Raw genomic sequence first — 24,650 nt, forward strand, 5'->3', positions numbered from 1 at the left:
GAAATGCAGAGACAATTATTGTGGGTTGGCGAGGGGTTTGGTAGGCCGGGTAAGCGAAGCGCCACCCGGCATTTTCAGAAGGGATTAGATCTCGACCTGCGTCCCCAGTTCAATCACGCGGTTAGGCGGGATCTCAAACTGGTCAGGCGCGCGCAGGGCGTTACGCTGCAGGATGAGGTATAGCTTGCCGCGCAGGCGCAGATACCACGGTCGCTTGCCGATGATCAGCGACTCGTGCGACATAAAGAACGACGTCTCCATCATCCGGCAGCTCAGCCCTTCCAGGCCGCAGCGGTGGAACACCTCTTCCACGTTTGGCGTTTCGCGCCAGCCGTAGCTCGCCACCACGCGCCAGAATGTCGGCGACAGCTGCTCGATTTGCACACGACGCACGTTGTGAACGTAAGGCGCATCTTCGGTGCGCAGCGTCAGCAGGATCACGCGCTCGTGCAGCACTTTGTTGTGCTTGAGGTTATGCATCAGCGCGAACGGAATGACGTTCAGCGCGCGAGACATATATACCGCAGTACCCGGCACGCGGACCGGCGGGGATTTCTCCAGCGAAGCGATCATCGCCTCCAGAGAATTGCCGTGCTCATGCATGCGGCGCAGCAGGCGGAAGCGCTCGCTTTTCCAGGTGGTCATGACAATGAACATCACCAGACCCAGCGTCAGCGGCAGCCAGCCACCGGAGACAATTTTGTCGAGGTTTGCGGAGAACAGCGGCACGTCGATACACAGGAAGCCCACCAGAATCATCGCCACGAGGAATTTATTCCAGTGCCAGTTTCGGTAAGCCACCGTGGTGGAGAGAAGCGATGTCAGCACCATCGTACCGGTTACCGCAATACCGTACGCTGCAGCCAGGTTACTGGAATGCTCGAAGCTGACGATAACAATAACAACAGCGAAATAGAGGAGCCAGTTAACGAACGGAATGTAGATCTGGCCCGACTCCATCTCTGAGGTATGGATGATGCGCATCGGTGACAGATACCCCAGACGCACGGCCTGGCGCGTCAGAGAGAACACGCCGGAAATCACCGCCTGGGAGGCAATGACGGTCGCCAGCGTCGCCAGGATCAGCATCGGCACCAGCGCCCAGTCGGGCGCCAGCAGGAAGAACGGGTTCTTGATCGCTTCCGGGTTTTTAAGCAGCAGCGCGCCCTGACCGAAGTAGTTCAGCACCAGCGACGGCAGCACCACAATAAACCATGCCACGCGGATAGGCAGTTTCCCGAAGTGGCCCATGTCAGCATACAGCGCTTCCACACCGGTGATGGAGAGCACGACGGCCCCCAGCGCCACGAAGGAAACCACTTTGTATTCGAGGAAGAAATGCACCGCCCAGTAAGGGTTCAGCGCGTGCAGCACTTCCGGGTTCGCGATAATGCTGCGTAAACCAAGCGCCGCCAGGATCAGGAACCAGGCCAGCATAATCGGCGCAAACAGTTTGCCCACCAGCCCTGTACCGTGCTTCTGGATCATGAACAGCAGCGTCAGGACAATGATGGCCAATGGGACCACCCATGAATCGAGCTGGGGAGCGATAATCTCCAGCCCCTCTATCGCCGACAGCACCGAGATAGCCGGCGTTATCACCACTTCTCCGTAGAAGAAACTGCCGCCAATCAGGCCGATAATAACCAGCACAGAGGTCATCCTGGCCGAGGTATTGCGCCCGGCAAGAGACATCAGGGTCAGGATCCCGCCTTCACCCGCGTTATCAGCACGCATAACGAAGGAGAGATATTTAACGGAAACCACCAGGATCAGCAGCCAGAAGATGAGGGACAGGAAGCCAAATACGGCATCGCGCTCAACACCAAAGCCAAACTGGCCGGACAGACATTCACGAAGCGTATAAAGCGGGCTGGTGCCGATATCACCGTAGACAACCCCGATCGCCGCAAGCGTTATTGCGGGTAATGATTGCTTATTATCAGTGCTCATAGACTAGTCTTTTCGTTTAAATAACAAATGTGTTCCCGGTCCCTTGGCCCACAAAAAGCGCACAGTATGCACGATTCAATGCAAAATCGTACCCCTAAATGCAACCGCATTAATGTAGCGCAAAGAAAATTGCGCCGCACTTCAGTCTATTACCAGCCCTGACTGAAACGTCTATACTCGCTTCAATTGGCCGCCACGACGGCGAAAGGATGCAAAACTATTATGGCTCACTCACATTTATTAGCAGAAAGAATTTCCCGCCTCAGCAGCGCGCTGGAGAAAGGCCTTTTCGAGCGTAGCCACGCCATCCGCCTCTGTTTACTGGCGGCGTTGAGCGGTGAGAGCGTGTTTTTGCTGGGACCGCCGGGCATTGCCAAAAGCCTGATTGCCCGCAGGCTAAAATTTGCTTTTCAGAACGCCCGCGCCTTCGAATATCTCATGACCCGGTTTTCCACCCCAGAAGAAGTTTTTGGTCCGCTCTCCATTCAGGCATTGAAAGATGAGGGTCGCTATCAGCGTCTGACAGAAGGGTATCTTCCGGAGGCTGAGATTGTTTTTCTCGATGAGATCTGGAAAGCGGGGCCGGCTATTCTTAACACCCTCCTCACGGCGATAAACGAACGTCGGTTCCGTAACGGCGCCAGTGAAGAGAAAATCCCGATGCGCCTGCTGGTGGCCGCCTCTAACGAACTGCCTGAAGCCGACAGCAGTCTGGAAGCGCTGTATGACCGTATGCTTATCCGCCTGTGGCTGGACAAAGTACAGGATAAGTCCAACTTTCGCTCCATGCTGGTCAGCCAGCAGGATGAAAGTGAAAACCCGGTATCCGCTTCGCTGCAGGTGACGGATGAGGAGTATCACCAGTGGCAGCAGGACATCGGCAAAATCAAACTGCCAGACGCCGTCTTCGAGCTGATCTATCTGCTGCGCCAGCAGCTTGATCTCATCCCTTCAGCGCCCTATGTCTCCGATCGCCGGTGGAAAAAAGCGATCCGCCTGCTGCAGGCGAGCGCCCTGTTCAGCGGCCGTGATGCCGTCGCGCCAATCGATCTGATCCTGCTGAAAGATTGCCTCTGGCACGATGCAGAAGGTATGAACCTGATGCAGCAGCAGCTTGACGTTTTGATGACCGGACACGCCTGGGGGCAGCAGGCGATGCTCAACCAGCTGGGGGCGATTGCCCAGCGGCGCATCCAGCTTCAGCAGCAGCAAAGCGATAAAACCGCGCTGAAAGTAAATCGCCTTGGGGGCATGTTCGCCCGCAAACCGCACTACGAGCTTCCCGCGGATCTGACCGCAGCAACGCTAACGTTGCTGCTCCAGCAGCCGCTTAAACTGCATGATATGCAGGTGGTGCACATTACGATTGAGCGCGAGGCGCTGGCGCAGTGGCTGGATAAGGGCGGAGAGATCCGGGGAAAACTCAACGGCATTGGTTTCGCGCAGCCGCTGAATATGGAATTGGACAGCAGCCAGCACCTGGTGATCCGCGACGTCAGCCTCCAGGGATCGCGTCTTGCTCTTCCGGGAACCGCTTCGGATAGCGTGCCGGAAGAGATTAAGCAGCAGCTGGAAGCGCTGGATACCGAATGGCATCAGCAGCACACCCGCTTTAGCGAGCAGCAAAAATGCCTCTTTATTCATAGCGACTGGTTAGGTCGCATCGAAGCCAGCCTGCAGGACGTCAGCGCGCAGATCAAACAGGCGCGTCAATGCTAACCCTGGATACGCTTAACGTCATGCTGGCGGTCAGCGAGGAGGGGTTGATCGAAGAAGTGGTCATTACCCTTCTGGCGTCGCCGCAGCTGGCGGCCTTCTTCGAAAAATTTCCGAAGCTTAAAAAGGCGATGACGGACGATCTGCCCCGCTGGCGAGAAAATTTGCGTCAGCGGTTCAGGGAGACCGAAGTTCCGCCTGAGTTAACGGAAGAGGTGGCCTGCTATCAGCAGTGCCAGCGGCTCTCCACGTCGCAGTTTATCGTCCAGCTCCCGCAAACCCTGACGTTGCTCGATAACGTCCACTCTCCGTTTGCCAGCCAGGCCCGGGGGCTGGTCACGGATAACGCCACCTTTACCCCCGCACTGCATACCCTTTTCTTACAGCGCTGGCGCCTCAGCCTGGTGGTGCAGGCCACAACGCTGAACCAGCAGCTGCTGGATGAAGAGCGTGAACAGCTGCTGAGTGAAGTTCAGGAACGTATGACGCTGAGCGGCCAGCTAGAACAGGTGCTGGTGGAGAATGAAAATGCCGCCGGACGTCTGTGGGATATGAGCGCCGGTCAGCTCCGGCGCGGGGATTATCAGCTGATCGTCAAATACGGCGATTTTCTGGCACAGCAGCCCGAACTGATGAAGCTTGCAGAACAGCTGGGCCGCTCAAGGGAGGCAAAATCGGTCCCAAAGAAAGATGCCCCGATGGAAACCTTCCGCACCCTGGTGCGCGAACCGGCTACCGTGCCGGAGCAGGTCGACGGGCTCCAGCAGAGCGATGACATTTTACGCCTGCTGCCAACGGAGCTGAGCACGCTGGGGATGACCGAACTGGAGTATGAGTTCTATCGTCGGCTGGTGGAAAAACAGCTTCTCACCTACAGACTGCACGGCGAAGCCTGGCGCGAGAAAGTCAGCCAACGGCCGGTCGTCCATCAGGATTTTGATGAACAGCCGCGCGGGCCCTTCATTGTTTGCGTGGATACGTCCGGTTCGATGGGCGGGTTTAACGAGCAGTGCGCGAAGGCGTTCTGTCTGGCACTGATGCGCGTGGCGCTGGCCGATCGCCGTCGCTGCTTTATCATGCTCTTCTCCAGCGAGGTGGTGGGCTATGAGCTGACGAACCAGCAGGGTATCGAGCAGGCAATCCGCTTCCTGAGCCAGCGCTTTCGCGGCGGCACGGATCTGGCCAGCTGCTTTCGCAGCATTGTGGAGCGTATGCAGGGAGGCGACTGGTACGACGCTGACGCGGTGGTGATTTCCGATTTTATTGCCCAGCGGCTGCCGGATGAGGTGGTGAATAAGGTGAAGGAGTTACAGCGGGTGCATCAGCACCGTTTTCATGCGGTGGCGATGTCAGCCCATGGAAAACCCGGCATCATGCGCATCTTCGATCATATCTGGCGCTTTGATACCGGGTTGCGTAGCCGCCTGCTCAGACGCTGGCAGCGTTAATTACAGAAGAGAACCGACGCTTTCACGTACCTGCCGCGGCCAGACGCCACACTGAACCTGACCGATATGGGGTAATTGCAGCAGCAGCATGGTCAGACGGGACTGGCCGATACCGCCGCCGATCGTCTGAGGCATTTCACCGCGCAGCAGCGCCTGGTGCCACTCGAGTTTGAGACGATCTTCATCGCCGGTGACCGCCAGCTGGCGCTTAAGCGCGTCAGCATCCACGCGGATCCCCATAGAAGAGAGCTCGAAGGCGTCTTCCAGTACCGGGTTCCACACCAGAATATCGCCGTTCAGCCCAGCAAATTCGCCTTCACCCGCAGTACTCCAGTCATCATAATCCGGCGCGCGAACGTCGTGGCGTTTGCCATCAGACAGTTTGCCGCCGATTCCGATCAGGAACACAGCACCTAATTCTTTGGCGATCGCACGCTCGCGGCCTTTAGCATCGAGATCCGGGAAGCGGCTCAGCAGCGCCTGGCTGTGAACAAAGTGGATCGTATCCGGCAGGAACGGTGCCAGACCAAACTCTTTGCTTACGGCCGCTTCGGTTGCTTTGATCCCGGCGTAGATCGCCTCAACGGTGGATTTCAGCGTGCCGACGTGACGTTCACCATCCCCCATCACGCGCTCCCAGTCCCACTGGTCAACGTAAACGGAATGAATCGGTGAAAGGCGATCTTCATCGGGACGAAGGGCTTTCATATGCGTGTAAAGCCCTTCGCCCGCGCTGAAGTCGTGTTGTCCCAGAGTTTGACGCTTCCACTTCGCCAGGGAATGAACCACTTCGAACTGAGCGTCTGGCAGTGTTTTCACTTTCACCTGTACCGCTTTTTCGCATCCAGAGAGGTTATCCTGCGTCCCGTCACCCACGCGGCTCAGAATCGGCGCCTGAACTTCAATAAGGCCAAGCTTCTCTTCCAGCTGGCGGGAAAAATGGGATTTTACGAAACTGATCTGGCGTTGTTTTGCGATGTAAGCGGTTTTCATTATTTATACTCCTGCGTCCTGTTGATATTGATTAAGCAACAGAAATGGCATCATATTCAATAACTCATCAACAAAAAGCCGCCTTCACTTTTGATTCGATAAAATTAAACGCTAGAATAGAATGATTCATTAATCTTCATAAGAAAAAGCTATGGAAAATTATCAGATCGACAATCTCGACCGCGGCATTCTGGAGGCGTTAATGGCCAATGCCCGTACCGCCTACGCCGAACTGGCAAAACAGTTTGGCGTCAGCCCGGGAACCATTCACGTCCGCGTAGAGAAGATGAAGCAGGCGGGGATCATTACCGGCGCACGCATTGACGTCAGTCCTAAACATCTCGGTTACGACGTCTGCTGCTTCATCGGCATCATTCTTAAAAGCGCCAAAGACTACCCTTCCGCTCTGGCGAAGCTGAACGCGCTGGATGAAGTCACCGAGGCGTATTACACCACCGGGCATTACAGCATCTTTATTAAGGTCATGTGCCGATCCATCGACGCCCTCCAGCAGGTACTTATCAACAAGATCCAAACAATCGATGAAATTCAGTCCACCGAGACGCTGATCTCCCTGCAAAACCCGATCATGCGTACCATCCGCCCGTGATCGGGCAAATTCATTCCCACATTTTCCACAGGTAGATCCCAGCTCGTTCACAGCGTACAATGGCCGTCTCTTTATCTGGGCGAGCGATCAATGGCGGACATTACCCTTATCAGCGGCAGCACCCTTGGTGGTGCGGAATACGTAGCGGAACACCTGGCTGAAAAGCTGGAAGATGCGGGCTTTTCTACGGAAACCCTGCACGGTCCCTTGCTTGAAGATCTCCCGACTGACGGGGTCTGGCTGCTGATCACCTCCACGCACGGCGCGGGCGATCTGCCGGATAACCTGCAACCTTTATACGACGAACTGCTGGAACAGCAGCCCGACCTGTCAAACGTCCGTTTTGGCGCGGTGGGGATCGGCAGTCGTGAATATGACACCTTTTGCGGGGCAATAGAGAAAGTTGAAGCCGCTGTCACCTCCTGCGGAGCAAAACAGCTGGGTGAAACGCTCAAGATCAACATCCTCGATCATGACATTCCGGAGGATCCAGCCGAGATCTGGCTCGCGGAATGGAAAAATTTACTCAAAAACGATTAAAGATCGCGCGAACAGATGTGGATAACTCTGGTTAAAAGCTCGTATTAACCCGTAGTTATCCAAAGAACAACTGTTGTGTCGTTTTTGACCTGTGTATAAAGTCGCGATCTGATCCCAGCTTATACTGTCCAGGATCACCGATCATTCACAGCAAACGATCCTTTCTAACTGCATGATCTTCTTTGTGAGATCGGACTTATCCACACAGGTTCGCGATCCTAATAAGAGATCACAATAGAACAGATCTCTAAATAAAAAGATCTTCTTTTTAATAGCCCAGGATCCCAATGCTTTCTCGAAAGACTAAAGTTGAGTAGAATCCACGGCCCGGGCTTCAATCCATTTTCATACCGCTTTACGCGAGGCAGACCACCATGTTTTATCAGGATCCTTTTGACGTCATCATCATTGGCGGGGGTCACGCAGGCACTGAGGCCGCAATGGCCGCAGCGCGTATGGGTCAGCAGACCCTGCTTTTGACACACAATATCGACACGCTGGGACAAATGTCCTGTAATCCGGCGATTGGCGGCATTGGGAAAGGACACCTGGTAAAAGAAGTGGATGCACTTGGCGGCCTGATGGCGAAAGCGATCGATCGGGCCGGCATACAGTTTAGGATACTAAACGCGAGTAAAGGTCCCGCTGTGCGTGCGACCCGTGCTCAGGCAGACCGCGTGCTTTACCGTCAGGCGGTGCGTACCGCCCTGGAGAACCAGCCGAACCTGATGATCTTCCAGCAGGCGGTTGAAGATCTTATCGTTGAGAACGATCGCGTCGTGGGCGCCGTGACCCAGATGGGCCTCAAATTCCGCGCGAAAGCCGTGGTGCTGACCGTGGGCACCTTCCTTGACGGTAAAATTCATATCGGTCTGGATAACTACAGCGGTGGCCGTGCTGGCGATCCGCCGTCTATTCCACTGTCTTGCCGTCTGCGTGAACTGCCGCTGCGCGTTAGCCGCCTGAAAACCGGTACGCCGCCGCGTATTGATGCGCGCACCATTGATTTCAGCGTGCTGGCGCAACAGCACGGTGATAACCCCATGCCGGTGTTCTCGTTCATGGGCAATGCGGCTCAGCATCCGCAGCAGGTACCGTGCTACATCACGCATACCAACGAGAAAACTCATGATGTGATCCGCAACAACCTCGATCGCAGCCCCATGTATGCCGGCGTGATCGAAGGGATCGGTCCACGCTACTGCCCGTCGATCGAAGACAAAGTGATGCGCTTTGCCGATCGTAACCAGCACCAGATCTTCCTGGAGCCGGAAGGACTGACCTCAAACGAAATTTACCCGAACGGCATCTCCACCAGCCTGCCGTTCGATGTGCAGATGCAAATTGTTCGCTCAATGCAGGGGATGGAGAATGCGAAAATTGTTCGCCCCGGCTACGCTATTGAGTACGATTTCTTCGATCCACGCGACCTGAAGCCAACCCTGGAAAGCAAGTTCATCCACGGTCTGTTCTTCGCGGGGCAGATTAACGGCACCACCGGCTACGAAGAAGCGGCTGCACAGGGCCTGCTTGCCGGTCTGAACGCCGCGCGCTTCTCTGCTGAGAAAGAGGGCTGGGCACCAGGCCGTTCTCAGGCGTATCTGGGCGTGCTGGTTGACGATCTCTGCACGCTGGGTACCAAAGAGCCGTACCGTATGTTTACCTCTCGCGCGGAATATCGCCTGATGCTGCGTGAAGATAACGCCGACCTGCGTCTGACCGAAATGGGCCGCGAGCTGGGTCTGGTTGATGACGAACGCTGGGCGCGCTTCAACGAAAAGCTGGAGCGCATTGAACAGGAACGTCAGCGCCTGAAAACCACCTGGGTGAATCCGCAGGCGGAAACCGCTGCCGAAGTAAACGCTCACTTAACAGCGCCGCTGTCGCGCGAGGCCAGCGGTGAAGATTTACTGCGCCGTCCTGAAGTCACCTACGAGAACCTGGTTAAACTGACCGCGTTCGCGCCGGGCCTGGAAGACGCTGAAGCGGCAGAGCAGGTTGAGATCCAGGTGAAGTACGAAGGTTACATCGCGCGTCAGCAGGATGAGATCGAAAAACAGCAGCGTAACGAAAACACGCTGCTGCCGGAAATGCTGGACTACCGCCAGGTGACGGGCCTCTCGAACGAAGTGATCGCCAAGCTGAACGATCACAAACCAGTATCGATCGGCCAGGCATCCCGTATCTCGGGTGTTACCCCTGCGGCGATTTCGATCCTGCTGGTCTGGCTGAAAAAGCAGGGCATGCTGCGCCGCAGCGCGTAATTGACATTGCTTTTGGCGGGTGGCGCTTCGCTGACCCGCCCTACTTATTCGTAGGCCCGGTAAGCGGCAGCGCCACCGGGCAAAAAAACTCTCAACAGGTATTCACCGTGCTCAACAAACTCTCTCGTCTGCTGGATCAGGCAGGTATTTCGCTCACCGATCACCAGAAAAATCAGCTGGTGGCCTATGTCGATATGCTGAACAAATGGAACAAAGCGTACAACCTGACCTCCGTACGCGACCCCAACGAGATGCTGGTACGCCATATTCTCGATAGCATTGTGGTTGCCCCGTGGCTGAAAGGTGAGCGTTTCATCGATGTGGGGACGGGACCGGGTTTACCGGGCGTTCCGCTGTCGATTGTTCGCCCTGAGAGCCACTTCACATTGCTGGACAGCCTTGGCAAGCGCGTGCGCTTTTTACGTCAGGTACAGCATGAGCTGAAGCTTGAAAACATCACGCCCGTGCAGAGCAGGGTAGAGGAGTTCCCGGCGGAGCCGCCGTTTGACGGTGTTATCAGCCGTGCATTTGCGTCGCTCAACGATATGGTGAGCTGGTGCAAACACTTACCTGCGGAGAACGGCCGCTTTTATGCGCTGAAAGGGCAGTTGCCAGGCGATGAGATTGAGCGGCTTCCGGACGGTTTTGCTGTTGAATCCATCGAGAAATTACACATTCCTCAGCTCGATGGGGAGCGTCATCTGGTGATAATTAAGCCAAACAATTTTTAAAAAATTAATAAAAAATGTGGAATTTGTGCTGTTCTTCGCATGTTAAAAAACAGCACAAATAAAGAGGGTTTACCGGCGGGCTTTTAACCTCTTCTTTACTAAGGTTTTTCTTATGGTTAACCTGGCGACTTTTATTCACCGAGAAGATAGTCATCTGTGAAAATATAAGTCTGCTAAAAGTGGAAGGTGGTAACCAGAACGCAATGTTAATTATTTATTAAGAATGTCAATAAAACGTTTTTATTGTGTACTGGGCTGTTTTGAAAATAGTTACGGCATTTTGCGTTTAATTTCATAAAGATAAATTTGCGCGATTTGCGCCTTTGATAAATACAACCTTATCGCAAATGTGTGTTTTGTGATCTCGTGCACGCTTTATCGCCAACGTTTTCGCGCTGTTTGCAGTTTTGGTCGAAGGTTGACGCTTTCAGCGAAAGTTAAAAAATAGCGCTGGGGAAAAATATTTAAACATTTATTCACCTTTTCGCTACTTAATGTTTGAAATCACGGGTGCGCACCGTATAATTTGACCGCTTTTTGATGCTTGACTCTGAGCCTTAAAGGACGTTTTATACGACACGCGGCATACCTCGAAGGGAGCAGGAGTAAAAACGTGATGTCTGTGTCGCTCTTGAGTAGAAACGTTGCTCGTAAGCTTCTGTTCATTCAGTTTCTGGCTGTGATAGCAAGTGGACTGCTGTTTAGCCTCAAAGACCCCTTCTGGGGCATCTCCGCCGTGTGCGGGGGTTTGGCGGTTGTGCTGCCAAACGTGTTGTTTATGATTTTTGCCTGGCGTCATCAGGCGCATACACCCGCCAAAGGCCGCGTGGCCTGGTCCTTCGCCCTCGGCGAAGTGTGTAAGGTGTTGCTGACCTTTGCTCTACTGGTGATGGCGCTGGCGGTTTTGAAAGTGGTCTTCATGCCGCTGATAGCAACGTGGGTTTTGGTGCTGGTGGTACAAGTTCTGGCTCCAGCTGTAATCAATAACAAAGGGTAAAAGGCATCATGGCTTCAGAAAATATGACGCCGCAGGATTACATAGGTCACCATCTGAATAACCTTCAGCTGGACCTGCGTACATTCTCGCTGGTGGATCCACATAACCCCCCGGCCACCTTCTGGACGATCAACATCGATTCCATGTTCTTCTCGGTGGTTTTGGGTCTTCTGTTCCTGGCCATGTTCCGCGGTGTTGCTAAACGAGCGACCAGCGGTGTACCAGGGAAATTCCAGACCTTCATCGAAATGATCATCGGCTTCGTCCATGGCAGCGTCAAAGACATGTACCATGGTAAGAGCAAGCTGATTGCTCCGCTGGCCCTGACCGTGTTCGTTTGGGTCTTCCTGATGAACCTGATGGACCTGCTGCCAATCGATCTGCTGCCGTTCATCGGTGAGCACATCTTCGGCCTGCCAGCGCTGCGTGTTGTACCGTCTGCGGACGTGAACATCACCCTGTCGATGGCGCTGGGCGTATTTATCCTGATTCTTTTCTACAGCATCAAAATGAAAGGCGTAAGCGGCTTTGTGAAAGAGCTTACCTTGCAGCCGTTCAACCACTGGGCGTTTATTCCGGTCAACCTGATCCTGGAAGGCGTTAGCCTGCTGTCCAAACCTGTTTCACTGGGTCTGCGACTGTTCGGCAACATGTATGCGGGTGAGCTGATTTTCATTCTGATCGCGGGTCTTCTGCCGTGGTGGTCACAGTGGATTCTGAATGTGCCATGGGCCATTTTCCACATCCTGATCATTACGCTGCAAGCCTTTATCTTCATGGTTCTGACGATCGTCTATCTGTCGATGGCGTCTGAAGAGCACTGATTTTTTACCAACACTACTACGTTTTAATTGAAACAAACTGGAGACTGTCATGGAAAACCTGAATATGGATCTGCTGTACATGGCTGCCGCTGTGATGATGGGTCTGGCGGCTATCGGTGCTGCGATCGGTATCGGCATCCTCGGGGGCAAATTCCTGGAAGGCGCAGCGCGTCAACCTGATCTGATTCCTCTGCTGCGTACTCAGTTCTTTATCGTTATGGGTCTGGTGGATGCTATCCCAATGATCGCTGTAGGTCTGGGTCTGTACGTGATGTTTGCTGTCGCGTAGTAGTAGTTTTAAAACCCTAAGCCACAGAAATTAAAGAGGTATTGTGCTGTGAACATGAACGCAACAATCCTCGGCCAGGCCATCGCGTTTATTCTCTTTGTCTGGTTCTGCATGAAGTATGTATGGCCGCCTTTAATGGCTGCCATCGAAAAACGTCAGAAAGAAATTGCTGACGGTCTGGCTTCCGCAGAACGCGCTAAGAAAGATTTGGACCTTGCACAGGCCAACGCGACAGACCAGCTGAAAAAAGCGAAAGCTGAAGCTCAGGTAATCATTGAACAGGCTAACAAACGCCGTTCTCAGATCCTGGACGAAGCCAAAGCTGAAGCAGAACAGGAACGTACTAAGATCGTGACACAGGCTCAGGCAGAAATTGATGCTGAGCGTAAACGTGCTCGTGAAGAACTGCGTAAGCAGGTTGCGATTCTGGCTGTTGCTGGCGCCGAGAAGATCATCGAACGTTCCGTGGATGAAGCTGCTAACAGCGACATCGTGGACAAACTTGTCGCTGAACTGTAAGGAGGGAGGGGCTGATGTCTGAATTTGTTACGGTAGCTCGCCCCTACGCCAAAGCAGCTTTTGACTTTGCTGTCGAACACCAAAATGTCGATCGCTGGCAGGATATGCTGGCGTTTGCCGCTGAGGTGACGAAAAACGAACAAATGGCTGAGTTGCTTTCCGGTGCGTTAGCACCTGAAACTCTCGCCGCGTCGTTTATCGCCGTGTGCGGAGAGCAACTGGATGCCAACGGCCAGAACCTGATTAAGGTGATGGCAGAAAATGGTCGTCTCCGTGTGCTCCCGGATGTTCTCGAGCAGTTTGAGCACTTACGTGCCCTTAGTGAAGCAACCGCTGAAGTCGAAGTGACTTCTGCGACTGAACTGAGTAATGAACAGCTTGCGAAAATCACCGCCGCGATGGAAAAACGTCTGTCACGCAAAGTTAAGCTGAATTGCAAAATCGATAAGTCTGTAATGGCAGGCGTAATCATCCGTTCGGGTGATATGGTCATTGATGGCAGCGTACGCGGCCGTCTTGAACGCCTTGCAGACGTCTTGCAGTCTTAAGGGGACTGGAGCATGCAACTGAATTCCACCGAAATCAGCGAACTGATCAAGCAGCGCATTGCTCAGTTCAGTGTTGTGAGTGAAGCTCACAACGAAGGTACTATTGTTTCTGTAAGTGACGGTGTTATCCGCATCCACGGCCTGGCCGATTGTATGCAGGGTGAGATGATTTCCCTGCCGGGTAACCGTTACGCTATCGCACTGAACCTGGAGCGCGACTCCGTAGGTGCAGTTGTGATGGGTCCATACGCTGACCTCGCCGAAGGCATGAAGGTTAAGTGTACTGGCCGTATTCTGGAAGTGCCGGTTGGCCGTGGCCTGCTGGGTCGCGTTGTTAACACCCTGGGTGCGCCAATCGACGGTAAAGGTCCGGTTGAGCACGATGGCTTCTCTCCAATCGAAGTTATCGCACCGGGCGTTATCGACCGTCAGTCCGTAGATCAGCCTGTTCAGACAGGTTATAAGTCCGTTGATGCCATGATCCCTATCGGTCGTGGTCAGCGTGAACTGATCATCGGTGACCGTCAGACCGGTAAAACCGCGATGGCTATTGACGCCATCATCAACCAGCGTGACTCCGGCATCAAATGTGTGTACGTGGCCATCGGCCAGAAAGCGTCCACCATTTCCAACGTGGTTCGTAAACTGGAAGAGCACGGCGCACTGTCTAACACCATCGTTGTGGTAGCAACTGCGTCTGAATCCGCTGCACTGCAATACCTGGCGCCATATGCCGGTTGCGCAATGGGCGAATACTTCCGTGACCGCGGTGAAGATGCACTGATCGTATACGATGACCTGTCTAAACAGGCTGTTGCTTATCGTCAGGTTTCCCTGCTGCTCCGTCGTCCACCTGGACGTGAAGCGTTCCCTGGCGACGTATTCTACCTCCACTCTCGTCTGCTGGAGCGTGCTTCCCGCGTTAACGCGGAATACGTCGAGAACTTCACCAAAGGTGAAGTGAAGGGTAAAACGGGCTCTCTGACCGCTCTGCCGATCATTGAAACCCAGGCGGGTGACGTTTCTGCGTTCGTTCCGACCAACGTAATCTCCATTACCGATGGTCAGATCTTCCTGGAAACCAACCTGTTTAACTCCGGTATTCGTCCGGCGGTTAACCCGGGTATCTCCGTATCCCGTGTTGGTGGTGCTGCTCAGACCAAGATCATCAAGAAACTGTCCGGTGGTATCCGTACCGCGCTGGCACAGTATCGTGAACTGGCTGCGTTCTCTCAGTTCGCATCCGATCTGGACGAAGCAACCCGTAAACAGCTGAGCCACGGTCAGAAAGTGACCGAGCTGCTGAAGCAGAAACAGTACGCACCAATGTCTGTTGCTCAGCAGGGCCTGGTACTGTTCGCGGCTGAACGCGGTTACCTCGAAGATGTGGAACTGGCGAAAATCGGTAGCTTCGAAGCCGCTCTGCTGGCTTACGTCGACCGTGATCACGCTCCGCTGATGCAAGAGATCAACCAGACCGGTGGCTATAACGACGAAATCGAAGGCAAGCTGAAAGCTATCCTCGATTCCTTCAAAGCAACCCAATCCTGGTAATCGTCCGGCGGCTTGTCTCAGGACAAGCCGCCTGGCATTGAGGAGAAGCTCATGGCCGGCGCAAAAGAGATACGTAGTAAGATCGCAAGCGTCCAGAACACGCAAAAGATCACTAAAGCGATGGAGATGGTCGCCGCTTCCAAAATGCGTAAATCGCAGGATCGCATGGCGGCCAGCCGTCCTTATGCAGAAACCATGCGCAAAGTGATTGGTCACCTTGCAAACGGTAATCTGGAATATAAGCACCCTTACCTGGAAGAACGCGACGTTAAGCGCGTGGGCTACCTGGTGGTGTCGACCGACCGTGGTCTGTGTGGCGGCTTGAACATTAACCTGTTCAAAAAACTGCTGGCGGATATGAAAGCATGGTCTGAAAAAGGCGTTCAGTGCGATATCGCAATGATCGGCTCTAAAGGCGTCTCTTTCTTTAACTCCGTTGGTGGCAACATTGTCGCTCAGGTGACCGGTATGGGTGATAACCCGTCCCTGTCCGAACTGATCGGCCCGGTTAAAGTGATGTTGCAGGCCTATGATGAAGGCCGTCTGGACAGACTGTACGTTGTCAGCAACAAATTCATTAACACCATGTCTCAGGTTCCAACGCTCACTCAGATGCTGCCGTTACCGGCATCAGAAGATGACGAGCTGAAGCAAAAAGCCTGGGATTACCTGTATGAACCCGATCCGAAACCGCTGCTGGATACCCTGCTGCGTCGTTACGTTGAATCTCAGGTTTATCAGGGCGTTGTAGAAAACCTGGCCAGCGAGCAGGCCGCACGAATGGTGGCGATGAAAGCCGCGACCGATAATGGCGGCAGCCTGATTAAAGAGCTGCAGTTGGTTTACAACAAAGCTCGTCAGGCCAGCATTACTCAGGAACTCACCGAGATCGTCTCGGGGGCCGCCGCGGTTTAACCAGGTTTACGAATTACGTAGAGGATTCAAGATGGCTACTGGAAAGATTGTCCAGGTAATCGGCGCCGTGGTGGACGTCGAGTTCCCTCAGGACGCCGTACCACGCGTGTACGACGCGCTTGAGGTACAGAATGGTAACGAGAGCCTGGTGCTGGAAGTTCAGCAGCAGCTCGGCGGCGGTATCGTGCGTACCATCGCGATGGGTTCTTCCGACGGTCTGCGTCGTGGTCTGGAAGTTAAAGACCTTGAGCACCCGATCGAAGTACCGGTAGGTAAAGCAACACTGGGTCGTATCATGAACGTATTGGGTCAGCCAATCGACATGAAAGGCGACATCGGTGAAGAAGAGCGTTGGGCTATCCACCGCGCGGCACCTTCCTACGAAGAGCTGTCCAGCTCTCAGGAACTGCTGGAAACCGGTATCAAAGTTATCGACCTGATGTGTCCGTTCGCGAAGGGCGGTAAAGTCGGTCTGTTCGGCGGTGCGGGTGTAGGTAAAACCGTAAACATGATGGAGCTGATCCGTAACATCGCGATCGAGCACTCCGGTTACTCCGTGTTTGCGGGTGTAGGTGAACGTACTCGTGAGGGTAACGACTTCTACCACGAAATGACCGACTCCAACGTTCTGGACAAAGTATCCCTGGTTTACGGCCAGATGAACGAGCCACCAGGAAACCGTCTGCGCGTTGCGCTGACCGGTCTGACGATGGCTGAGAAGTTCCGTGATGAAGGCCGTGACGTTCTGCTGTTCGTTGATAACATCTATCGTTACACCCTGGCCGGTACGGAAGTATCTGCACTGCTGGGTCGTATGCCTTCAGCGGTAGGTTATCAGCCTACGCTGGCGGAAGAGATGGGTGTTCTTCAGGAACGTATCACCTCTACCAAAACCGGTTCTATCACCTCCGTTCAGGCGGTATACGTACCTGCGGATGACTTGACTGACCCATCTCCAGCAACCACCTTTGCGCACTTAGATGCAACCGTGGTACTGAGCCGTCAGATCGCGTCTCTGGGTATCTACCCGGCCGTTGACCCGCTGGACTCCACCAGCCGTCAGCTGGATCCACTGGTTGTTGGTCAGGAACACTACGACACCGCGCGTGGCGTACAGTCCCTGCTGCAGCGTTACCAGGAACTGAAAGACATCATCGCCATCCTGGGTATGGATGAACTGTCTGAAGAAGACAAACTGGTGGTAGCACGTGCGCGTAAGATCCAGCGCTTCCTGTCCCAGCCGTTCTTCGTTGCGGAAGTATTCACCGGTTCTCCGGGTAAATACGTTTCCCTGAAAGACACCATCCGTGGCTTTAAAGGCATCATGGAAGGCGAATACGATCACCTGCCGGAGCAGGCGTTCTACATGGTTGGTTCCATCGACGAAGCCGTGGAAAAAGCCAAAAAACTTTAACGCCTTAATCGGAGGGTGATATGGCAATGACTTACCACCTGGACGTCGTCAGCGCAGAGCAACAAATGTTCTCTGGTCTGGTCGAAAAAATCCAGGTAACGGGTAGTGAAGGTGAACTGGGTATTTTCCCGGGTCACGCACCGCTGCTCACCGCCATTAAGCCTGGTATGATCCGCATCGTTAAACAGTTCGGTCACGAAGAGTTTATCTATCTGTCCGGCGGCATTCTTGAAGTGCAGCCTGGCAGTGTGACCGTTCTGGCCGATACCGCTATCCGTGGACAGGATCTCGACGAAGCGCGAGCCCTGGAATCGAAGCGTAAGGCTGAAGAGCACATTAGCAGCTCTCATGGTGACGTGGATTACGCTCAGGCGTCTGCGGAGCTGGCCAAAGCGATCGCGAAACTGCGCGTTATCGAGTTGACCAAAAAAGCGATGTAACACCGGCTTGAAAAGCACAAAAGCCAGTCTGGATACCAGGCTGGCTTTTTTTTTCGGCCTTAATTCATGATGAAAAAGATGTAGAATTTTAAGCATCAAACGTTTTTACTTCACACTCAAACTACCGTCAGGATGCGTATGTCAAACAGTGCGATGAGCGTGGTGATCCTTGCCGCTGGCAAAGGGACCCGCATGTATTCCGATCTGCCAAAGGTGCTCCACACGCTTGCAGGAAAGCCAATGGTGCAGCATGTCATTGATGCAGCCAACGAACTGGGTGCCAGTCAGGTCCACCTGGTCTACGGCCACGGCGGCGATCTGCTTAAAAAGACGCTGAGCGATGACAATCTCAACTGGGTGCGTCAGGCCGAACAGCTGGGCACAGGCCATGCGATGCAGCAGGCTGCGCCTTTCTTTGCGGATGACGAAGACATTTTGATGCTCTACGGCGATGTCCCGCTGATCTCCGTTGAAACACTTACTCGCCTGCGTGAAGCCAAACCGCAGGGCGGCATCGGTTTATTAACCGTCGTGCTGGACGATCCAAGCGGTTATGGCCGCATCACCCGTGAAAACGGCAACGTCACGGGGATTGTTGAGCATAAAGATGCCAGCGACGAACAGCGCCAGATTCAGGAGATCAACACCGGTATCCTGATTGCCAACGGCGCGGATATGAAGCGCTGGCTGTCGAAGCTCAATAACAACAACGCGCAGGGTGAATACTACATCACCGATATCATTGCGATGGCGTACCACGAAGGGCGTGAAATTGCCGCCGTTCATCCGGCGCGGATCAGCGAAACGGACGGCGTGAACAACCGCCTTCAGCTCTCCCGTCTTGAGCGTATTTATCAGTCCGAGCAGGCCGAAAAACTGCTGCTGGCGGGCGTGATGCTGCGCGATCCGGCGCGTTTCGATTTGCGTGGTTCGTTATCTCACGGTCGTGACGTTGAAATTGATACTAACGTTATCCTCGAAGGTCAGGTCACGCTGGGCAATCGCGTCAAAATTGGTGCCGGCTGCGTGATTAAAAATAGCGTTATCGGTGACGACTGCGAAATTAGCCCGTACAGCGTGGTGGAAGATGCCCGTCTGGACGCGGCCTGTACCATCGGCCCGTTTGCGCGTCTGCGCCCGGGCGCTGAGCTGCTGGAAGGCGCTCACGTGGGTAACTTCGTGGAAATGAAAAAAGCGCGTCTGGGTAAAGGCTCAAAAGCCGGTCATCTAACCTATCTGGGCGACGCGGAAATTGGCAATAACGTGAATATTGGTGCAGGGACCATTACCTGTAACTATGACGGCGCGAATAAGTTTAAAACCATCATCGGTGACGACGTGTTCGTTGGCTCCGATACGCAGCTGGTGGCGCCTGTTACCGTGGGTAACGGGGTGACCATTGCCGCCGGAACAACCGTAACGCGCGATGTGGCCGAGAACGAGCTGGTGTTAAGCCGCGTTCCGCAGGTCAGCAAGCAGGGCTGGAAACGCCCGGTGAAGAAAAAGTAACGGATTTACCCCTCACCCTAACCCTCTCCCCACAGGGGAGAGGGGATCGTTCGGTGCGGTGTTTTTCTCCCTCGCCCCTTTGGGGAGAGGGCCGGGGTGAGGGGATAATATAATCCTCCCCCCACAAGCAGTACCCATAAAAATAACCCCACTCTCTACAAGGCTCGGGGTGCCCGGAAAGGGAAAATACAGGTCAGCGACAACGCAGGCATAATGCCTAAATTCGGAATCTAAAATTATGTGTGGAATTGTTGGCGCAGTTGCGCAGCGTGATATTGCTGAAATCCTTCTCGAAGGTTTACGTCGTCTGGAATACCGTGGTTACGACTCAGCCGGTCTGGCTGTCGTCGATGCAGAAGGTCATATGACCCGTCTGCGTCGTCTCGGTAAAGTGCAGATGCTGGCCCAGGCTGCGGAAGAACATCCGCTGCACGGTGGTACCGGTATTGCGCACACCCGCTGGGCGACGCACGGCGAACCGTCTGAAGGTAACGCGCACCCACATGTGTCTGAACACATCGTGGTCGTGCACAACGGCATTATCGAAAACCACGAACCGCTGCGCGAAGAACTGAAAGCGCGCGGCTACACATTCGTCTCTGAAACTGACACCGAAGTGATTGCTCACCTGGTGCACTGGGAGCTGGAGCAGGGCGGTACACTGCGTGATGCGGTGCTGCGCGCTATCCCTCAGCTGCGCGGTGCGTACGGTACGGTGATTATGGATTCCCGCGATCCGTCAACGCTGCTGGCAGCGCGTTCCGGTAGCCCGATGGTTATCGGTCTGGGCATGGGCGAAAACTTCATCGCTTCTGACCAGCTGGCGCTCCTGCCGGTTACCCGTCGCTTTATCTTCCTCGAAGAGGGTGATATCGCGGAAGTGACCCGTCGCAGCGTGACCGTCTTTGATACCAAAGGCGAGCAGGTGAAACGTCAGGAGATCGAATCGAATCTGCAGTACGACGCGGGCGACAAAGGCGCTTATCGTCACTACATGCAGAAAGAGATTTACGAGCAGCCAAACGCCATCAAAAACACCCTGACCGGGCGCATCAGCCACGGTGAAGTGGATCTGAGCGAGCTGGGCGCAAACGCGAACGAACTGCTCGGCAAGGTTGAGCATATTCAGATCGTGGCCTGCGGCACCTCCTACAACTCCGGTATGGTTTCTCGCTACTGGTTTGAATCCCTGGCGGGCGTGCCGTGCGATGTGGAAATCGCGTCTGAATTCCGCTATCGCAAATCCGCGGTGCGTCGTAACAGCCTGATGATCACCCTTTCCCAGTCTGGTGAAACGGCGGATACCCTGGCAGCGCTGCGTCTGTCTAAAGAGCTGGGTTACCTGGGCTCTCTGGCTATCTGTAACGTTCCTGGCTCATCGCTGGTGCGTGAGTCCGATCTGGCGCTGATGACCAAAGCGGGTACAGAAATCGGCGTGGCCTCCACCAAAGCGTTTACCACTCAGCTGACCGTTCTGCTGATGCTGGTGGCGAAGCTGGCGCGTCTGAAAGGCGAAGATGCTTCCGTTGAGCACGACATCGTTCACGGCCTGCAGGCGCTGCCGAGCCGTATTGAGCAGATGCTGTCTCAGGACAAACGCATTGAAGCCCTGGCGGAAGATTTCTCTGACAAACATCACGCCCTGTTCCTGGGTCGTGGCGATCAGTATCCGATTGCGCTGGAAGGCGCGCTGAAGCTGAAAGAGATCTCCTACATTCACGCTGAAGCCTATGCGGCTGGCGAGCTGAAGCACGGCCCGCTGGCGCTGATTGACGCGGATATGCCGGTTATCGTTGTGGCACCAAACAACGAACTGCTGGAAAAACTGAAGTCTAATATCGAAGAAGTGCGCGCCCGCGGCGGTGTTCTGTACGTCTTCGCCGACAAAGATGCCGGTTTTGTCAGCAACGACAACATGCACATCATCGAGATGCCGCATGTGGAAGAGGTGATTGCACCAATCTTCTACACCGTTCCGCTGCAGCTGCTGGCCTATCACGTTGCGCTGATCAAAGGCACCGACGTTGACCAGCCGCGTAACCTGGCGAAATCGGTTACCGTAGAATAATCCCTTCAGGCTCCACCTTCGGGTGGAGCTTTTTTATCCTGCCCGGCTTGTTTTTAATCAATCCTTTCTCGTTTTTAATAATGACAATTTGTCATCTTCAGCTACTTTTTTCAGTGTCACATAAAGAAAATATTTCTGAAAACGTCTTGTCATAAAACCGGCTAAATTGATGAAAAATAAACTTTCTTTTGCGTAATTTTAAGTGAAATTTACGTTGTCATAAAACTGTCATAATTCGTACATTTATCTGTCACCTGTTTGTCCTATTTTGCTCATCGTAGCCACTAAACAACGATTTACGAAATCTTGCAGGAGACATTATGAAAGTTATGCGTACCACTGTCGCAACTGTTGTCGCCGCGACCTTATCTCTGAGCGCGTTCTCTGTATTTGCAGAAGCAAGCCTGACTGGCGCTGGTGCAACCTTCCCTGCGCCGGTGTATGCCAAATGGGCGGATACCTACCAGAAAGAAACCGGTAACAAGGTTAACTATCAGGGTATCGGCTCCTCCGGTGGCGTTAAACAAATTACCGCGAACACCGTTGATTTCGGTGCATCTGACGCTCCGCTGTCTGATGACAAGCTGGCTCAGGAAGGCCTGTTCCAGTTCCCGACCGTGATCGGTGGCGTGGTCCTGGCCATCAACCTGCCGGGCGTGAAGTCGGGTGAGCTGGTGCTGGATGGCAAAACGCTGGGTGACATCTACCTGGGCAAAATCAAAAAATGGGATGACGAAGCGATCGCTAAACTCAACCCAGGCCTGAAGCTGCCTTCTCAAAACATCGCCGTGGTTCGCCGCGCGGATGGTTCCGGTACCTCTTTCGTGTTCACCAGCTACCTGGCAAAAGTGAACGAAGAGTGGAAATCTAAAGTCGGCTCCGGCTCTACCGTTAACTGGCCAACCGGTCTGGGCGGTAAAGGTAACGACGGTATCGCCGCGTTCGTACAGCGTCTGCCTGGCTCAATTGGTTACGTAGAGTATGCGTACGCTAAGCAGAACAACCTGTCCTACACCAAACTGGTTTCAGCCGACGGCAAACCGGTTAGCCCAACCGAAGAGAACTTTGCTAACGCGGCGAAAGGCGCTGACTGGAGCAAATCCTTCGCGCAGGATCTGACTAACCAGAAAGGCGAAGGTGCGTGGCCAATCACCTCTACCACCTTCATCCTGGTTCACAAAGAGCAGAAGAAACCTGAGCAGGGCGCCGAAGTGCTGAAGTTCTTCGACTGGGCGTACAAAAACGGCGGCAAACAGGCTAACGCTCTGGATTACGCCACCCTGCCGGACAACGTGGTTGAGCAGATTCGCGCTGCATGGAAAACCAACGTGAAAGACAGCAGCGGTAAAGCATTGTATTAATTTAGCATTCTGACGAAAATGGCGGGTGGCGCTAACGCTAACCCGCCCCTTTCGTAAACGCGTTTAACAGAAGAGTAATTTATGGCTGCAACCAAGCCTGCATTTAACCCTCCGGGTAAAAAAGGTGACATGATTTTCAGCGCGCTGGTCAAACTGGCTGCGCTGATTGTGCTATTGCTGCTGGGCGGCATTATCGTGTCTCTGATTTTCTCCTCTTGGCCGAGCATCCAGAAATTCGGTTTCTCCTTCCTGTGGACCAAAGAGTGGGACGCGCCGAACGACATCTACGGTGCCCTGGTGCCGATTTACGGCACGCTGGTGACCTCGTTCATCGCCCTGCTGATTGCGGTTCCGGTAAGCTTTGGTATTGCCCTGTTCCTGACAGAGCTGGCGCCGGGCTGGCTGCGACGCCCGCTGGGTATTGCCATCGAACTGCTGGCGGCTATTCCAAGTATCGTTTACGGCATGTGGGGTCTGTTCATCTTTGCTCCGCTGTTCGCAACGTACTTCCAGGAACCGGTCGGTAACGTGCTTTCCGCCATTCCGTTTGTGGGTGCCCTGTTCTCTGGCCCGGCTTTCGGTATCGGCATTCTGGCGGCAGGTGTGATCCTCGCCATCATGATTATCCCGTACATTGCGGCGGTCATGCGCGATGTCTTCGAACAAACGCCGGTGATGATGAAAGAGTCGGCCTACGGCATCGGCTGTACCACCTGGGAAGTTATCTGGCGCATTGTCCTTCCGTTCACCAAAAATGGGGTGATCGGGGGCGTGATGCTGGGCCTGGGTCGTGCGCTGGGTGAAACCATGGCGGTGACCTTTATTATCGGTAACACCTACCAGCTCGACAGCGCGTCGCTCTACATGCCGGGTAACAGTATTACCTCGGCGCTGGCGAATGAATTTGCGGAAGCGGAATCCGGGCTGCACGTGGCGGCGCTGATGGAGCTGGGTCTGATTCTGTTCGTTATCACCTTCATTGTTCTGGCGATTTCCAAGCTGATGATTATGCGCCTCGCTAAAAATGAGGGGGCACGCTAATGGCAACTCTCGAAATGCAAGCTACCGCTGAACTGGCTGAATCCCGCCGCAAAATGCAGGCCAGACGCCGCATGAAAAACCGCATTGCCCTGACGCTTTCGATGGCGACAATGGCATTCGGGCTGTTCTGGTTGGTCTGGATCCTCTTCTCAACGGTCGTTCGCGGGATTGACGGGATGTCACTGTCGCTGTTCACCGAAATGACGCCGCCGCCGAACACGGCGGGCGGTGGCCTGGCGAATGCCCTGGCGGGCAGCGGCTTGCTGATCCTCTGGGCTACGGTCTTCGGCACGCCGCTGGGCATCATGGCGGGCATCTACCTGGCAGAATACGGTCGTAAATCCTGGCTGGCGGAAGTGATTCGCTTCATCAATGACATTCTGCTGTCAGCCCCGTCTATCGTCGTGGGTCTGTTTGTTTACACCGTGGTGGTGGCGCAAATGGAACACTTCTCCGGCTGGGCGGGTGTGATTGCCCTGGCGCTGCTGCAGGTGCCGATTGTTATTCGTACCACCGAGAACATGCTGAAACTGGTGCCGGATAGCCTGCGTGAAGCGGCTTACGCGCTGGGTACGCCGAAATGGAAGATGATCTCTGCGATTACGCTGAAGGCGTCGGTCTCCGGGATCATGACCGGTATTCTGCTGGCGGTTGCGCGTATCGCGGGTGAAACGGCGCCGCTGCTGTTTACGTCCCTCTCCAACCAGTTCTGGAGCACGGACATGATGCAGCCGATCGCCAACCTGCCGGTGACGATCTTTAAATTTGCGATGAGCCCATTCGCGGAATGGCAGCAGCTGGCCTGGGCCGGGGTGCTGATCATTACCCTTTGCGTACTGTTGCTGAACATTCTGGCGCGCGTCATTTTCGCGAAGAAGAAACACGGTTAATTTTTTACGGCGCGGCAGCTCGCGGC

At 54.3% G+C, this 24,650-nt stretch carries 22 protein-coding genes; 20 read left to right on the forward strand and 2 right to left on the reverse strand.

From position 1 onward, the window contains the following. Positions 1–84 precede the first annotated feature (84 nt). Positions 85–1,953, reverse strand: a complete 1,869-nt coding sequence (gene kup / locus F0320_RS21580; RefSeq protein ID WP_023309781.1) for a low affinity potassium transporter Kup — start codon at positions 1,951–1,953, stop codon at positions 85–87. 222 nt (positions 1,954–2,175) lie between these two features. Between kup and ravA the strand changes: the two genes are divergently transcribed. Both ravA and viaA read left to right on the forward strand, forming a co-directional pair. Next, the gene (gene ravA, locus F0320_RS21585; protein ID WP_126330322.1) at positions 2,176–3,672 is read left to right on the forward strand and encodes an ATPase RavA; all 1,497 of its coding nucleotides are present in this window, start codon (positions 2,176–2,178) and stop codon (positions 3,670–3,672) included. Beyond that, positions 3,666–5,117, forward strand: coding sequence for an ATPase RavA stimulator ViaA (gene viaA, locus F0320_RS21590; protein ID WP_126330324.1), 1,452 nt, complete (start codon positions 3,666–3,668; stop codon positions 5,115–5,117). The genes ravA and viaA overlap by 7 nt, the downstream gene beginning before the upstream one ends. Here the strand turns inward: viaA and asnA are convergent, their stop codons facing one another. Continuing rightward, positions 5,118–6,110, reverse strand: coding sequence for an aspartate--ammonia ligase (gene asnA / locus F0320_RS21595; RefSeq protein ID WP_126330326.1), 993 nt, complete (start codon positions 6,108–6,110; stop codon positions 5,118–5,120). It abuts the gene before it with no gap. A gap of 151 nt (positions 6,111–6,261) precedes the next feature. Here asnA and asnC point away from each other — a divergent pair, with 151 nt between their 5' ends. The 18 genes from asnC (at position 6,262) to pstA (ending at position 24,624) form a co-directional block, all read left to right on the forward strand. Beyond that, a complete protein-coding gene (gene asnC / locus F0320_RS21600; protein ID WP_023333916.1) occupies positions 6,262–6,720 on the forward strand; it encodes a transcriptional regulator AsnC in 459 nt (152 codons plus the stop codon). A 90-nt stretch (positions 6,721–6,810) separates the two neighbouring features. Further along, entirely contained in the window at positions 6,811–7,260 is a 450-nt protein-coding gene (gene mioC / locus F0320_RS21605; RefSeq protein WP_023309786.1) for an FMN-binding protein MioC, read from the forward strand. A 374-nt stretch (positions 7,261–7,634) separates the two neighbouring features. Continuing rightward, on the forward strand, positions 7,635–9,524 hold the full coding sequence (gene mnmG, locus F0320_RS21610) for a tRNA uridine-5-carboxymethylaminomethyl(34) synthesis enzyme MnmG (RefSeq protein ID WP_126330328.1): 1,890 nt from the start codon (positions 7,635–7,637) through the stop codon (positions 9,522–9,524). A gap of 107 nt (positions 9,525–9,631) precedes the next feature. Beyond that, positions 9,632–10,255, forward strand: coding sequence for a 16S rRNA (guanine(527)-N(7))-methyltransferase RsmG (rsmG, locus tag F0320_RS21615; protein ID WP_126330330.1), 624 nt, complete (start codon positions 9,632–9,634; stop codon positions 10,253–10,255). A gap of 616 nt (positions 10,256–10,871) precedes the next feature. Next, positions 10,872–11,252, forward strand: a complete 381-nt coding sequence (atpI, locus tag F0320_RS21620) for a F0F1 ATP synthase subunit I (RefSeq protein WP_008500194.1) — start codon at positions 10,872–10,874, stop codon at positions 11,250–11,252. Between the two features lie 8 nt (positions 11,253–11,260). Then, positions 11,261–12,076 carry a F0F1 ATP synthase subunit A gene (gene atpB / locus F0320_RS21625; RefSeq protein WP_023309789.1) on the forward strand — a complete coding sequence of 272 codons (816 nt, stop codon included), beginning with the start codon at positions 11,261–11,263 and terminating at the stop codon, positions 12,074–12,076. A gap of 49 nt (positions 12,077–12,125) precedes the next feature. Beyond that, positions 12,126–12,365: a F0F1 ATP synthase subunit C gene (gene atpE / locus F0320_RS21630; RefSeq protein ID WP_000429386.1), complete on the forward strand. Its 240-nt coding sequence runs from the start codon at positions 12,126–12,128 to the stop codon at positions 12,363–12,365. A 48-nt stretch (positions 12,366–12,413) separates the two neighbouring features. Beyond that, a complete protein-coding gene (atpF, locus tag F0320_RS21635) occupies positions 12,414–12,884 on the forward strand; it encodes a F0F1 ATP synthase subunit B (protein WP_014072436.1) in 471 nt (156 codons plus the stop codon). Positions 12,885–12,898: 14 nt separating this feature from the next. Beyond that, positions 12,899–13,432, forward strand: coding sequence for a F0F1 ATP synthase subunit delta (gene atpH, locus F0320_RS21640; RefSeq protein ID WP_023309790.1), 534 nt, complete (start codon positions 12,899–12,901; stop codon positions 13,430–13,432). A gap of 12 nt (positions 13,433–13,444) precedes the next feature. After that, positions 13,445–14,986 (forward strand): F0F1 ATP synthase subunit alpha, encoded by a 1,542-nt coding sequence (atpA, locus tag F0320_RS21645; RefSeq protein ID WP_006808751.1) that lies wholly within the window; start codon positions 13,445–13,447, stop codon positions 14,984–14,986. Between the two features lie 51 nt (positions 14,987–15,037). Further along, the gene (gene atpG / locus F0320_RS21650; RefSeq protein WP_008500191.1) at positions 15,038–15,901 is read left to right on the forward strand and encodes a F0F1 ATP synthase subunit gamma; all 864 of its coding nucleotides are present in this window, start codon (positions 15,038–15,040) and stop codon (positions 15,899–15,901) included. A 31-nt stretch (positions 15,902–15,932) separates the two neighbouring features. Continuing rightward, the gene (atpD, locus tag F0320_RS21655; protein WP_006177559.1) at positions 15,933–17,315 is read left to right on the forward strand and encodes a F0F1 ATP synthase subunit beta; all 1,383 of its coding nucleotides are present in this window, start codon (positions 15,933–15,935) and stop codon (positions 17,313–17,315) included. Between the two features lie 20 nt (positions 17,316–17,335). Continuing rightward, positions 17,336–17,755 carry a F0F1 ATP synthase subunit epsilon gene (locus F0320_RS21660; RefSeq protein WP_006177560.1) on the forward strand — a complete coding sequence of 140 codons (420 nt, stop codon included), beginning with the start codon at positions 17,336–17,338 and terminating at the stop codon, positions 17,753–17,755. Positions 17,756–17,893: 138 nt separating this feature from the next. Then, positions 17,894–19,264 (forward strand): bifunctional UDP-N-acetylglucosamine diphosphorylase/glucosamine-1-phosphate N-acetyltransferase GlmU, encoded by a 1,371-nt coding sequence (gene glmU / locus F0320_RS21665; RefSeq protein WP_126330332.1) that lies wholly within the window; start codon positions 17,894–17,896, stop codon positions 19,262–19,264. A gap of 238 nt (positions 19,265–19,502) precedes the next feature. After that, positions 19,503–21,332 carry a glutamine--fructose-6-phosphate transaminase (isomerizing) gene (gene glmS / locus F0320_RS21670; protein WP_023309792.1) on the forward strand — a complete coding sequence of 610 codons (1,830 nt, stop codon included), beginning with the start codon at positions 19,503–19,505 and terminating at the stop codon, positions 21,330–21,332. A gap of 320 nt (positions 21,333–21,652) precedes the next feature. Further along, complete coding sequence (pstS, locus tag F0320_RS21675; protein WP_008500186.1) at positions 21,653–22,693, forward strand: phosphate ABC transporter substrate-binding protein PstS; 1,041 nt, start codon at positions 21,653–21,655, stop codon at positions 22,691–22,693. A gap of 81 nt (positions 22,694–22,774) precedes the next feature. Then, positions 22,775–23,734 (forward strand): phosphate ABC transporter permease PstC, encoded by a 960-nt coding sequence (pstC, locus tag F0320_RS21680; protein WP_023309793.1) that lies wholly within the window; start codon positions 22,775–22,777, stop codon positions 23,732–23,734. After that, entirely contained in the window at positions 23,734–24,624 is an 891-nt protein-coding gene (pstA, locus tag F0320_RS21685) for a phosphate ABC transporter permease PstA (protein ID WP_024907882.1), read from the forward strand. Before pstC ends, pstA begins: the two co-directional genes overlap by 1 nt. Positions 24,625–24,650: the final 26 nt, after the last annotated feature.

Origin of the sequence: Enterobacter dykesii, from assembly GCF_008364625.2 — a bacterium.
Lineage (GTDB): Bacteria > Pseudomonadota > Gammaproteobacteria > Enterobacterales > Enterobacteriaceae > Enterobacter > Enterobacter dykesii.